This window comes from Streptomyces sp. NPDC006207 (genome assembly GCF_040613835.1).
Taxonomy (GTDB): Bacteria; Actinomycetota; Actinomycetes; order Streptomycetales; family Streptomycetaceae; genus Actinacidiphila.
In genome coordinates, this window is sequence record NZ_JBEXSX010000004.1 from 1 (window position 1) to 12,612 (window position 12,612).

General features: G+C 68.0%; 14 protein-coding genes and 1 pseudogene. 2 read left to right on the forward strand and 13 right to left on the reverse strand.

Annotated features, from left to right (window positions below; translation table 11 throughout):
* A partial coding sequence (locus ABZ312_RS03895; RefSeq protein ID WP_500436396.1) for an NAD(P)-binding domain-containing protein occupies positions 1-250 on the reverse strand: 250 nt, incomplete at its 3' end.
* Positions 251-722: 472 nt separating this feature from the next.
* On the opposite strand from ABZ312_RS03895, the gene ABZ312_RS03900 reads away from it, so the two are divergent.
* Positions 723-1,289 carry a TetR/AcrR family transcriptional regulator gene (locus ABZ312_RS03900; protein WP_400807470.1) on the forward strand — a complete coding sequence of 189 codons (567 nt, stop codon included), beginning with the start codon at positions 723-725 and terminating at the stop codon, positions 1,287-1,289.
* A 97-nt stretch (positions 1,290-1,386) separates the two neighbouring features.
* On the opposite strand, the gene ABZ312_RS03905 is transcribed toward ABZ312_RS03900, so the two are convergent.
* The 12 genes and pseudogenes from ABZ312_RS03905 to ABZ312_RS03960 form a co-directional block, all read right to left on the reverse strand.
* The gene (locus ABZ312_RS03905; protein ID WP_500436487.1) at positions 1,387-2,349 is read right to left on the reverse strand and encodes an FAD-dependent monooxygenase; all 963 of its coding nucleotides are present in this window, start codon (positions 2,347-2,349) and stop codon (positions 1,387-1,389) included.
* The gene (locus ABZ312_RS03910; RefSeq protein ID WP_500436489.1) at positions 2,286-2,933 is read right to left on the reverse strand and encodes an FAD-dependent monooxygenase; all 648 of its coding nucleotides are present in this window, start codon (positions 2,931-2,933) and stop codon (positions 2,286-2,288) included. Before ABZ312_RS03910 ends, ABZ312_RS03905 begins: the two co-directional genes overlap by 64 nt.
* A gap of 8 nt (positions 2,934-2,941) precedes the next feature.
* Positions 2,942-3,337: pseudogene (locus ABZ312_RS03915) on the reverse strand (FAD-dependent monooxygenase); the annotation flags it as partial.
* 32 nt (positions 3,338-3,369) lie between these two features.
* Complete coding sequence (locus ABZ312_RS03920) at positions 3,370-4,470, reverse strand: NADH:flavin oxidoreductase/NADH oxidase (RefSeq protein ID WP_500436398.1); 1,101 nt, start codon at positions 4,468-4,470, stop codon at positions 3,370-3,372.
* A gap of 128 nt (positions 4,471-4,598) precedes the next feature.
* Entirely contained in the window at positions 4,599-5,321 is a 723-nt protein-coding gene (locus ABZ312_RS03925; RefSeq protein ID WP_500436400.1) for an SDR family NAD(P)-dependent oxidoreductase, read from the reverse strand.
* 435 nt (positions 5,322-5,756) lie between these two features.
* Positions 5,757-6,512, reverse strand: coding sequence for an SDR family NAD(P)-dependent oxidoreductase (locus ABZ312_RS03930; protein ID WP_500436402.1), 756 nt, complete (start codon positions 6,510-6,512; stop codon positions 5,757-5,759).
* A 90-nt stretch (positions 6,513-6,602) separates the two neighbouring features.
* Positions 6,603-7,124, reverse strand: a complete 522-nt coding sequence (locus ABZ312_RS03935) for a VOC family protein (protein WP_500436404.1) — start codon at positions 7,122-7,124, stop codon at positions 6,603-6,605.
* Between the two features lie 134 nt (positions 7,125-7,258).
* Positions 7,259-8,011 carry an SDR family NAD(P)-dependent oxidoreductase gene (locus ABZ312_RS03940; RefSeq protein WP_500436406.1) on the reverse strand — a complete coding sequence of 251 codons (753 nt, stop codon included), beginning with the start codon at positions 8,009-8,011 and terminating at the stop codon, positions 7,259-7,261.
* A gap of 66 nt (positions 8,012-8,077) precedes the next feature.
* Positions 8,078-8,575, reverse strand: a complete 498-nt coding sequence (locus ABZ312_RS03945) for a cupin domain-containing protein (protein WP_500436408.1) — start codon at positions 8,573-8,575, stop codon at positions 8,078-8,080.
* 284 nt (positions 8,576-8,859) lie between these two features.
* On the reverse strand, positions 8,860-9,774 hold the full coding sequence (locus tag ABZ312_RS03950; protein ID WP_500436410.1) for a zinc-binding dehydrogenase: 915 nt from the start codon (positions 9,772-9,774) through the stop codon (positions 8,860-8,862).
* A gap of 81 nt (positions 9,775-9,855) precedes the next feature.
* Positions 9,856-10,416, reverse strand: coding sequence for a DoxX family protein (locus tag ABZ312_RS03955; protein ID WP_500436411.1), 561 nt, complete (start codon positions 10,414-10,416; stop codon positions 9,856-9,858).
* Between the two features lie 414 nt (positions 10,417-10,830).
* Positions 10,831-11,718 carry an NmrA/HSCARG family protein gene (locus tag ABZ312_RS03960; RefSeq protein ID WP_500436413.1) on the reverse strand — a complete coding sequence of 296 codons (888 nt, stop codon included), beginning with the start codon at positions 11,716-11,718 and terminating at the stop codon, positions 10,831-10,833.
* Positions 11,719-11,846: 128 nt separating this feature from the next.
* On the opposite strand from ABZ312_RS03960, the gene ABZ312_RS03965 reads away from it, so the two are divergent.
* Complete coding sequence (locus ABZ312_RS03965; RefSeq protein WP_500436414.1) at positions 11,847-12,413, forward strand: TetR/AcrR family transcriptional regulator; 567 nt, start codon at positions 11,847-11,849, stop codon at positions 12,411-12,413.
* Positions 12,414-12,612 lie beyond the last annotated feature (199 nt).

The window sequence follows — 12,612 nt, forward strand, 5'->3', positions numbered from 1 at the left end:
GGTCCGGGACCAGGATCATGATGACGTCGGCCTCGGCCGCGGCCTCCGCAGGGCTCACCACGCGCAGGCCCTGCTCCTCGGCCTTCGCCTTGGACGTGGAGCCCTCGTGCAGACCGACCCGCACGTCCACACCCGAGTCGCGCAGCGACAGCGCGTGCGCGTGCCCCTGGCTCCCGTAGCCGATGACCGCGACCTTACGGCCCTGGATGACGGACAGGTCGGCATCGTCGTCGTAGAACAGCTCAGCCACAGGTGAAGCCTTTCCATGGTGCAAGCCTCGTTGCCACGTCAGGCAGGCTTGCGTGAAGGATGTTGTTCGTCCGCTTTGCGCGGACTTGGATTTCAGGGAGGCCAGCCGCCGCGGACCTTCAGGGATGGGGCGGCGGCAATGGCAGTGGTGGAGGGAGCGCGGAGCCGTGGTCCTCGGCCGCTGCCGCGACGGCGACCCGGCTCGGAGGGAGCTGCGTCGGCTGGTCGGTCCGATCGGGACCCAGACGACCGGTCGCCTTCAATGCTTGGAGTATACATATTTGTCGAGTGCATGCAATTAACCCGAAAGGGCCCTCCGGACCGGCCCGCGACCTGGCTGCGAGGCCATCCCCTGTAGGGGTTCTTCGCCGTGGAGCGCCGCTCCGGTACCATGTCAACGGCTCCGAACATACGGAGCGCCGCTCCGGTAGTCAAACCGCGGAGCGCTGCTCCACCCCGGCGAGGTGTTGATCATGCCGCAGGCAAACCGCGTGGACGCGGTTCGTAACCGTGACCTGCTCCTGGCGGTCGCGAAGAAAGCCGTCACCGAGAACGGAACGGATACCTCGCTGCGTGAGATCGCCCGGCGCGCCGGAGTGGGCATCGGCACGTTGTACCGCCACTTCCCCACCCGTGAGGCGCTGCTCGAGGCCCTGCTGGAATCCAACTTCGCCACGTTGCACGCAAGGGCCGAGCGCCTGCTCACCTCTGCCGACCCAGGTGAGGCGTTCCTGATGTGGCTCCGGGAAATGTCAGCGGGGGCCGCCGCCTATCAGGGGCTGCCCCAGTCCATCAGGGACGCCCTGGCCGACGACGAATCCCGCCTGCACACGTCCTGCGCGGAGATGAAGGCCTCCGGAGGCCTGCTCCTGGAACGAGCACAGAAGGACGGCAGCGTGCGGTCCGACATGTCGCTCGGTGAAGTGATCGACCTCGCGCTGGGGCTCGCCTGGGCGTCAGAGAAGGCGTCGGAGGCGTCCGACCTGGCCGCCCGGCTGCTCTCCACGGCCCCCTACGGACGTGCCGAACGCGGCCGCTGACGGCCAGGGGCCCGCGACATCGGCACGCACCTCTTGGCGTTGACAGGCCCGGCGTTGCCGCTCAGCGCGCGGTGACCGGCCCCGCCGTCGACGCGTGTCAGCCGTTCCCGTTGGCGGCGAGAAGTTGGTTGAAGACGTCGGTCAACACGGTCAGCGGGTCGTCGGCTGCATCAGTCGAACGGAAGGCCACGTATCCGTCGGGCCTGATCAGGAGAGCACCCTCCACGGAGATCGCGCGGTTTCGCTGCCACGCCGACCGGATGTCGATGAGATCGACCTTGCCGAGACCCACTCGGGCGCTGCGCAGCGCAATCCCTCGTGCCCGTGCGAGCTTCTCCGCAGCGTCGATCCAAGGCTGACCGTTCTCACCGGCGATGAGCGCGAAGTGACCGCCGTGGATCAGTGAGCGGAGCGCCAGCCGCTCACCGGATCGTTCGACCCAGGCATGCGGCAGCGGGTGACCCGGCCTCGTGCTCGGTACGTACAAACGGATCTCGTCGGGGGATTCCGGTGCCAGAGTTCCGTCCGGGACGACCGCGGCGGAGTCGTACGTGTAACCAAAGTCGAGCCCGTGCTGGTGGTACTCCACGGTGTTCGCGCCGACCCACTCGTCGAACTCGCGCCGTCGCTCGCCGGCGCCGGGAGCGTCGTCGTCCCAGAACAGGCGCAGCGCCGCCCAGTTCTCCTCGGCGGACTTGCCGGGCGAGAGTCCCAGCGCCGAGGACATGTTGGCCTGGTTGCCGACCATCTTGAGCACGGTTTCGATGGTGTTCAGGTTGACCGGACGGGGCTCGGCTGTGTACGTGTCCAGCAAAGCGTCTCCGGCGCGCTTCTCCAGTACGGCGGCGAACTTCCAGCAGAGGTTGTAGGCGTCCTGGATCGCGTTGTTGAGGCCGAGGCCGCCTGCTGGGGGAAGACGGTGTGCGGTGTCACCCACCAGGAGCACCCGTCCGACACGGAAGTCGTCGACGAGGAACCGCTCCACGTACCACTCGCTCACCCCGAGGACCTTCGGGTCGAGGTCCGGGATCCCGAGCGCTTCGCGCGCCCAGAGCAGCATCTTCCCAGGCTCCGGCTCGCCCAGGTCGGGCCGGGACACCGCCAGCAGCCACTCCTCCGAATGACGGCCCCAGTGTTCGGGCCCTGAGGGATGAGTGCGGCGCCGTGTCCCAGGTACTCCGGGTACTCGGGATTGAACACGAAGGTGATGATCGAGTCGTCGCTCGGCAGATACTCCGACACGTCCATGGCGAGATAGAGACTGACCCACTTGTGGAAGCGGTCATGCATCGTCACCTTGGCCCCGGCCAGCTCGCCTACGGTTTGGCCGGCGTCCGCGCCCAGGACGTAGGAGGAGCGGACCGTGTAGGTGTCGCCCGAACTCCGGTTCAGAATGGTCGAGGTCACACCGTCGGCATCCTGCTCGAGACCCACCAGCTCGTGCCCGAACCGGACGGTCGCTTCCGCGTAGCCCTCCGCATGGGCCTTGAGGAGCGGCTCCAAACGCAGGAGGGAGAGATTGCGACTCGCCTCGGGGCTCGCAGCGATGTAGTCGGGGTCGGCCCCCCTCCCCAGGCTTCCGCGAATCCGAGGAGGCGGCCGTGCCCGTCTTCGGGGCCGCCGCCCCCGAGCCCTGAATACCAGGCGAGGCCTCGCATGTTCTCCGGGGGAGTGGCCTTCGCCTTGACGTCGTCGGCGACCCCCATGTCGGTGAGGATCTCCAGGGTGCGCTGGTTGAGGATGTGTCCTCGCGGCAGATTCGTGGTCTCCGGGTGACGAGTGACGAGCAGCGAGGAAACCCCCGATCGGGACAACAGGATTGAGGAGGTGAGGCCGGCACCACCGTCTCCCACGATCAGTACCGGGACATGTATGTCGATCTTCTGACGCACGTGGTGTTCTCCGTCGTGTTGTGGTCGTGCATGGACACTTCCGCCACGGAGCGTCCAGCCTGGATCCGGTGATATAGGCAACCGGTCGTCTATGTGCTCGCGTGGGCCCCCGTGCCAGCCGCGTCCACCACTGAACGCGCCGCGTCCGTGCCGCACCCCGAGGCGACATGGACGCGGCGCGAAGCCTGTCAGGAGCGGTGGTACTGGACCGGGATGGTGACCTCCCCGCCCAAGGCGGAGGCCGCGTGGCGCGCCCAGTAGGGGTCGCGCAGCAGTTCGCGGCCGAGGAGGACGGCGTCGGCCCTGCCGGAGCCGACGATGGTCTGCGCCTGGTCGGGCTCGGTGATCAGCCCCACTGCGGCCACCTGCATGCCCGTCTCGTTGCGGACGCGCTCGGCGAACGGCACCTGGTATCCGGGTCCGTCGACGATCGTGGCGTCGAGAACGATGCCGCCCGTGGAGACGTCCATCAGGTCCACGCCCCGGGCCTGCAGCTCCTTGGCGAGGCGGACGGTGTCGTCGCCGGTCCAGCCCTCGCGGTCGTCGTCGGCGTTCTCGCTCAGCCAGTCGGTCGCGGAGATGCGGAAGAAGACCGGCAGGTCGGCGGGCCAGACGGCGCGTACGGCATCGACGACCTCCAGCGCGAAACGGGTGCGGCCGGCGAAGTCCCCGCCGTAGCCGTCCGTGCGGCGATTGGTGTGCGGGGAGAGGAACTGGTGGACCAGGTAGCCGTGCGCGCCGTGGACCTCGGCGACCTGGAACCCGGCGTCCAAGGCGCGACGGGCGGCGTCGGCGAAATCCCGTACGATCCCCGCGATCTGCTCGGTGGTGAGCTCCTCCGGTGTCGTCGCCGCCTCCCTGAAGGCGACCGCACTCGGGGCGACGGGCGTCCAGCCGTGCTGCTCCCCAGGGGCGATGGGAGCGGCGCCGACCCAGGTGCGCTCGGTGGAGGCCTTGCGGCCGGCGTGGGCGAGCTGGATGCCGGGCACGGTGCCCTGGGACGTCAGGAAGGCGGTGATCCGGCGGAAGGCCTCGACCTGGGTGTCGTTCCAGATGCCGAGGTCGTACGGGCTGATCCGGCCCTCGGGGCTGACCGCGGTGGCCTCGGTAATGATCAGTCCGGTGCCGCCGGTGGCCCGGGTCGCCAGGTGCGTGAAGTGCCAGTCGTTCGGCACGCCCGCCTGCTCGCCGTCGGGCGCGGCGCTGTACTGGCACATCGCGGCCATCCAGATCCGGTTCGGAATGGTCAGCGACCGAAGGGTGAAGGGCTCGAACAAGGTGGTGGTCACGAAACTGTTCTCCTATGTACAGGTCGGGGCTGGGTCGCACACCGGGGAAGGGTGCCCCTCTGGGGGCGGCATCCCGGCCGGCGACCGCGGCGGGCGCGGCGCCGGGACGCCATCGCCCGCGCCGGGTGTCAGGCGCTGACTCCGCCGTCGACGGTGAGGGTGGCCCCGGTAATGAATCCGGCCTCCGGTCCGACGAGGAAGGACACTGCGGCCGCGATCTCCTCGGGGCGACCGTACCGACCGAGCGGGACCAGGGAACGGACGGATGCGGCCTGCTCCGAGTCCGCCGGGTTCATGTCGGTGTCGATCGGGCCCGGTTCGACGACGTTGACGGTGATGCCGCGCGGAGCGAGGTCCCGCGCCCAGCCCTTGGCGTAGGTGACGACCGCCGCCTTCGTCGCCATGTAGTCGGCGATACCCGGGAAGGGCACCTTGGTGTGCGTCGAACCGGTGGAGGCGATGGAGATGATGCGCCCGCCCTCCGAGAGCAACGGCATCGCTGCGACGACCGTACGGACGGTTCCCTGGAGGTTGATCGCCAGTTGACGGTCCAAGGCCCCCTGGTCGCGATCGGCTGCGTCGACGACCCCCTGGAGGTACACCGCGGCGTTGTTGACCACGATGTCGAGTCGGCCGAAGTACTCCCCGACTCGCTGGACCATGGTCCGCACCTGCTGCTCGTCGGCCTGGTCCGCCTTGACGACCAGGCCGCGGCGGCCGGCCGCCTCGATGGCCGCCAGGGTCTTCCGGCCCTCGTCGGGGTCCGCCGTGTAACTGAACGCCACATCGGCCCCGTCGGCCGCCAGTCTGGCGGCGATGGCGGCTCCCATCCCCCGTGACCCACCGGTCACCAGGGCGACCTTTCCTGCAAGATTCTCGTTCACAGTGTTTCTACCGATTTCTCGTGTGATGGACGGTCCGGTGGACGGGATGACAGGAGCCGTGGTGTCCACCGGCGAATCCGCCGGGCGGAGGCCAGTTGCCGGGAGGGCGACGGCCTTGCGAGCTCCGGGCACTGGGCGATGCGAGTGACGCATGCTTGCCGCGTGGCGCCAGAAAAGTGACCGGTCGCCTACGTAGTTTGATGACACATCCATATGGAGCTCTGCTCCGTTTGGTGGGTCACTCTGCCGGTGCCGGCCGTCTCGCGAACGATCGGACGCGCTGTGCCGGGCGAATTCCCCGATGGGCACAGGCTGTTCCCTGGAGGGATCCGGTTCCGTCAGCGTCCGTGAGGTCCCGCATACAGACGTGCTTTATGCGGAACACTGCACTCCTCGTGCGTGTCAGGCGCTGAATCCACCGTCGACGGTGAGGACGGTTCCGGTGATGAACGCGGCTTCCGGTCCGACGAGGAAGGACACTGCGGCCGCGATCTCCTCGGGGCGACCGTACCTGCCCAAGGGGACCATGGAGGTCATGAATGCCGCCCTTTCCGACGTCGCCGGGTTCATGTCGGTGTCGATCGGGCCCGGTTCGACGACGTTGACGGTGATGCCGCGCGGAGCGAGGTCCCGCGCCCAGCCCTTGGCGTAGGTGACGACCGCCGCCTTCGTCGCCATGTAGTCGGCGAGGCCGGGGAAGGGCACCTTGGTGTGACTCGTCCCCGTGGAGGCGATGGAGACGATCCGGCCCCCTTCCGAGAGCAATGGCATCGCTGCGACGACCGTACGGACGGTTCCCTGGAGGTTGATCGCCAGTTGACGGTCCAAGGCGCCCTGGTCGCGATCGACCGCGTCAACGGCTCCGCCGATGTGCACCCCGGCGTTGTTGACCACGATGTCGAGTCGGCCGAAGTACTCCCCGACTCGCTGGACCATGGTCCGCACCTGCTGCTCGTCGGCCTGGTCCGCCTTGACGACCAGGCCGCGGCGGCCGGCCGCCTCGATGGCCGCCAGGGTCTTCCGGCCCTCGTCGGGGTCCGCCCTGTAACTGAACGCCACATCGGCCCCGTCGGCCGCCAGTCTGGCGGCGATGGCGGCTCCCATCCCCCGTGACCCACCGGTCACCAGGGCGACCTTTCCTGCAAGATTCTCGTTCACAGTGTTCCTACCGATTTCGCGTGTGATGGGTGACCTCGGCGGACGAGGATCCACCCAATTCTTGGTGCGCTGTCAGAGGGCTGACAGGGACTACGAGTCCAGCACTACCTCGGTCCGCCCGATGAAGCCCGGGACGGATTGGCTCAGCTCCAGCCTGAGGCCGTTCGGATCGGCGAGATGGAGGCTCGGCCGCACGCCCAACTGCATGACCTTGTAGGCGGTTCCTCGATCGTCCATGCGCTGCCTGACTGCGGAAAGTTCCTCGGGCGTGAACGACACGGCGAAGTGATGGATCCCTCCGAGTGCTTCCTCGTAACCCGGGTGAGGATGGCCTGGGAAGTCGAAGAACCCGAGCAGGTTCCTGTTCCCCAGGTCGAAGAAGAAGTGGGACGAACCCGGGTAGGAGGGGTTCTCCACGAGCTCCACCAGAGGAAATCCCAGAACCTCCGTGTAGAACAGAATGGTTTCCTCGAGATCGCGGCAGATGAAAGCTGCATGGTGGACGCCGCGTGCGGTGGTGGTGCGTTCTTTCATGGGTCGGACGTGAGTCTGCTTGAGCTGTTCTCGACGACCCACCAACCGCTGCAATTCCGTGCCTTCTGGCTGAGTCATGGCCTTTTTTCCTTCGTCTCTCCTGCGGCCGCCGAGGATGACGCGGATTCCGCGCCTTACGGTTGGCGACGCCGGCCGTGGGGTTGTGGCTGGTGCGGGGCATACGGGCTCAAGAGGGTGAGCACCGATCCGTCTCAGAGGGCGAGGGCTCCGCCGTCGACGGGGAGGGTGGCGCCGTGGATGTGCGCTGCGTCCTCACTGGCGAGGAAGACCACTGCGGCGGCGACCTCCTGGGCGGTGCCGGGGCGCTTTGCCGGGTACCGGCCGGCGACCTTTTCCAGGAGGGCGTGGTAGGTCCCGTTGTCCTCGGTGAGCGTGGGGCCGGGAGCGACGGTGTTGACCCGCACTCCCTTGGAGGCCAGTTCCACCGACCAGGACTTCGTCAGCGAGTGCAGACCGGCCTTACTGGCGCCGTAGAGCGCCGCGAAGTCCATACCGACGACACCGTTGATCGACCCCATGTTGATCACCGACCCCGCGCCCTGCTCCACCATGGCGGGTACCAGAGCGGCCGTCAGGAGGAACGGGACCTTGACGTTGACCGCCAGCGCCTCGTCGATCTGCTCCTCGGTCGCCTCCAGCATGGACTGCGGCGGCACCAGGTAGGCGGCGTTGTTCACCAGGACGTCGATCGGACGTCCCGCAGCGGCCGAAGCCTCATGCGCGAGTCGGCGGACCTCGGGTCCTCCGGCGGACAGGTCGGCGCGGACGAAGTGCGCGCGGCCGCCCTGTGCGGAGATGGCATCGACGACCTGCGTGCCGCGCTCCGCGTGGCGTCCGGTGATCACTACGGTGGCGCCTTCAGCGGCCAGGGCCTGAGCCGCGGCGCGACCGATGCCGCTGGTCGAGCCCGTGACGAGGGCGGCACGTCCCATGAGACGCTTCATTCTGGAATCTCCTCAATCGTGGCTGTGCTGCTGTGTTCCGGGTTCGCCGATTTTCGGGCGGTCCCGTCACTCGGGGAGGATGATGTTTCCCATCGCATCGTTGACGGCGATCATTTCCGGGGTGAAGTCCTCCGGGGTCCACAGGCGCGGCGAATGCCCGGGAAGCGGATCGTCCGCGAAGTCGAGGAAGAAGTTCTCCGGACCGCCCGGAGTGAAGAAGAAGGCCATCTTGACGTCGCGGTCGCTGATGTTCTTGAACCGGTGCCGGATGCCGCGTGGTACGAACACGAAGTCGCCCGCCGACGCCACGAACGTGTTCTCGCCGTCCAGGAACTCCAGCTCACCCTCGAGGAGGTAGAACGACTCGTCGTTGTGCTTGTGGAGGTGGGCGATCGGCCCCTGGCCCGGTGGGACGGTGGCGATGATGAAGCCGAGTGAGCCGTTGGTCTGCCTGCTGCTGACCTTGATGGTGTATTCGTCGCCGGCCATCCACTTGACTTGACCCTCGGCGGAGGGGACGTGCATGGAACCGCTCTTGTACTGCTTGGAATGTGCAATGGACAAGATTGTCTCCTAAATGAGCGGGCGGACCCTGAGGGTGGAATGTCGGTCTTCTCGTCACAAAAGGTGGGTGGCGCCGCGTGGTCGCCTTTTCAACCCATCACAGAGTTTCTTGCCTCGTCAAGCAATATTGCATTCTGGTTGACTCCCGACCTTTCCCATCGACGGTCGCCGAGATGGGTTGTGTAGTGAGGGCGATCAGTTTCCAGGCACGCCGGCGAGTGCCCTGCCGTCATCCGGACACCGGGCCCACGGAGTCGCTGTCGGCGTGCGGAGGGTACGGGTGCTCAGGGGGTGAGCACCCATCTGCCGCGCTGTCCGCCGCCACGCAGTGCCTGATAGGCGCGTGCTGCCTGATGGAGTGGAGCGATGCCGGCCTTGCGGGCCTCAAGTACTCCCTGAGCCGTCAGCTCGAGCAGGCTGCGCAACTGTCGTCCGTCGGGCGTGACCATGCCCGTGACGATCGTGATGCCGCGTTCGGTCTCAGGCTCCGCGCCGGGATAGACCCCTATGTAGGTGCCATGGTCGCGGACGGCACGGAGAGCAGCCGCGTTGAGGAGGGCGGCGTCGAGGACCACGTCAAAACCGGTCGCGTCGCGCAGGCTTGTGATCGCGGCCACCGCTCCGTTGCGGCCGAGGAAGTCCGCGTCGGATGCGCGCGCGAGACCGGTGACGGCCCAGCCGGCATGCGCTGCCAGGGCGACCGCGTACCCGCCCACGCCTCCAGCTGCTCCGGTGACCAGGAGCCGTCGGCCATCGGCAGGGCCGAGAGGTGCCAGGAGCTGGGCGGCCGTCAGGGAGTTGAGCGGGATCGTGGCGGCGTCGAGCAGTTCGACGCCTGGGGGAACAGGAGCGGCGTGCGCGGCGGGGACGATCACGTATTCGGCCGCCGCACCGGCGACGGACTCCGGCGCGTGCGGGAAGTGCAAGGCCGCGGCAGGTGCGCCGGGCAGGAAGCCGTGGGCGTCGGGGCCCACCATGTCGACGACGCCGGCCACGTCCATTCCCAGACCCGGGCGGCGCCCCGGCACGGCTCCCGCCGTCCCCCTCGCCCAGAAGTCCAGGACATGCAGGTCGACGGGGTTGACCGCCGCTCCCGCCATTTTGATGCGGATCTGGCCGTGGGCGGGCCGCGGGTCGCGGAGACGCTCAAGGGTAAAGCCGTTTGCTTCTCCTGGGCGGGTCATGAGCAGGGCGCGCATTTGTGTCTTTCCTACTGTTGGAGAGAGGGCTGGTCAGCTGGCTGCTCTTGCGTCCGGAGGCTGGGCGCCCCACGGACGCGGTCAGTTGCGGAGCAGCAGAACGACCACAGCGATCAGCACGCCGAGGGCGACGGCAAGGATGCCGAATCCGATCCTGTGGTCGCGTATGCCGGGTACGTGGCGGTCGGCCGCGAGGCGGCCCGGCCCCGTCAGGGCCAGTGCCGTCGCCCCTGCCGCCAGTACGAGCTCGTATTCCATGCCGTTCGGGATGAAGAAGCCGCCGTGCCACTTCACGGAGATGGCGTTGACCATCATCCCCACGACTGCTGCGGCGGCAAGGGGGGTGAGGAGCCCCGAGGCGAGGCCCAGGCCGCCGAGCAGCTCGCTCAGCCCGGCGATGACCGCCATCGTCCTGCCCGAGGGGTATCCGAGGGAGGTGAAGAGCTGTCCCGCGCCCGTCAGCCCGGGGCCGGAGAACCATCCGAACAGCTTCTGCGACCCGTGGCTCGCCACAGTGAGTCCGAGGGACAGGCGGAGCAGGAGCAGTCCGGCGTCGTAAGCGTGCAGCGGGACTGTCCGATCCCGTAGTTGCGGGACGCCGGAGGCCGGGTGCTCCAGCGCGTCGCCGGGCGAGGAGGACATGAGGTACCTGAATTCTGGGGGGGCGTCCGTGAACGACATCGGCGCCGGTTCAGCGGAGAGGGGGAAAGGGGTGTCAGGCTGCCGGTGTTCCTGTCACGCGGCCACGCCGCCCAGTGCCTCAAGGACCCAACGCGGGCCGTCGACAGGCCAGTCGGGGTTGGCGCAGAGTGGCTGCGCGGGCGCGTTCCGGTGGCCGGTCCACGCTGATCGATCGGCCGGCGAATCCGGGGTGGCGGCCTCGACGTGCTCCCGGCCGGCGGGACTTCTCTGCCCGGACTGCGGGGCCGAGTTGGACGTCTGCGGGGCGTGGTGCGGGATCACGGGTTCTGCCCTTCTGTGGTCCGTGTCATGGGAGACATGGCCGCTAGAGAGTTGAAGCTTCAAGTCGTGGCTTGCAAAAAGCCGGTGTGGAGCTCAGAGGTCATGTCGTTGGTGCTGGTCGAAGAGCGCCCCGATCCTGGCTGCACCTTCTCTGGCCAGCCAGGTGTCAAAGCTCATGAGGCCGGGGTGCTGTTCGCGGAGTGCCGTGATGTCCGCCTGCCAGCCGGCGAAGAAGCCCCGCTGGCCGACGTCCGATCGTCCGCTCGGTTGCGTTGGGTCGTGTGGTGGGGGGAGTGATCGGCCGATGGCGCGGCTCGTTGCGGTGAGAAGTTCCTCCGCTGTGATCTCGTCGCCGGCTATCTCGATCGTCTTGCACACGTAATGCTCGGGATAGCCGAAGGCGAGTGCTCCGAAAGCGCCGATGTCCTGCACCGCGATGAGCTGCACGGTGCCGTGGGCCGGGATGCTGCGGATTGCCGCCTGTGCGCCGGTCAGGCCGTAGAGCGGGTCCGCGTGGACCTCCATGAACATGACGGGGCGCAGCACCGTGGAGGGAATGTCCAGTGAGCGGATGTGCTGCTCGATCCGCCACTTGACCTCCCAGTGGGGTACACCGCTGTTGCTGTCGGCACCTGCCACGGACGAGTAGACGAGGTGCTCCACGTTGGCGTAGGCGGCAGCCTCCGCGACGTTGAGTCCGCGCTGCAGTTCGTTCTCGGCGAAGTCGGGCGCGATGAACGAGGGCTGGACGCTGTACACGCCGTAAGCCCCCAGGGCCGCGTTTTCCACAGACGCCAGGTCGTCCATGTCGCCGCGGACCAGTTCGGCGCCGAGCCCGGCCAGTGCCCGGGCCGCGGGTGTGGCGGGGTCGCGGACGAGTGCTCGTACGTTCCACCCGTCGGCGAGAAGGTGCCGTGCGGTGGCGCCACCCTGTCGGCCTGTGGCCCCGGTGACCAGCACGGTCGCGGTTTGCGTGGTCATTGTCCTCTCTCAGGGATGGTTCACCGTGGAGCAGTGCTCCGGTACGATGTGATGGCTCCGAACATACGGAGCGCTGCTCCGGTAGTCAAACCGGGGAGCGCTGCTCCGCTTTCCGTAAGGTGTTGATCTTGCCGCAGCCCAGTCGCGCCGACGCGATCCGGAACCGTGACCTGCTCCTTGCGGTCGCGAAAGAAGCCGTCGCCGAGAACGGAACGGATACCTCCCTGCGTGAGATTGCCCGGCGCGCCGGAGTGGGCATCGGCACCCTGTACCGCCACTTCCCCACCCGTGAGGCACTGCTCGAGGCACTGCTGGAATCCAGCTTCACGGCGCTGCAGGCGCGGGCCGAGCGCCTGCTCACCGCTGCTGACCCAGGCGAGGCGTTCCTGACGTGGCTCCGGGAGAGGGCTGAGAGTGCCGCCTCGTATCAGGGGCTGCCGCAGTCCATCAGGGACGCCCTGGTTGACGACGAGTCCCGCCTGCATGCCTCCTGCGCCCAGATGCGCGCTGCCGGAGGGCTGCTTCTGGAGCGGGCACAGAAGGACGGCAGTGTTCGGTCGGACGTGTCGCTGGGGGACGTGATCTCCCTCGCGCTGGGGCTCGCCTGGGCGTCGGAGAAGGCGTCGGAGGCGTCCGACCTGGCCGCCCGGCTGCTTTCCACGGCCACCTACGGACTCGCCGAACGCGGCCGCTGAGGTCCCTTGATGCCGAGGGTCCTGGCAGCCGCTTCCGCGCGTCGGCACTCACGCTGCCGGGACCGAGATGAAGACGGTCCCCGTCCAGATCCAGGACGGCGCTTCCTGCCGGCGACCGGATCTTCGAGTGCTTCGGCGGCCTCTCTAGCCGCACCGCCAGCACTGGCATGGGCCAGTGCTGGCGGCACGACGGGTAATT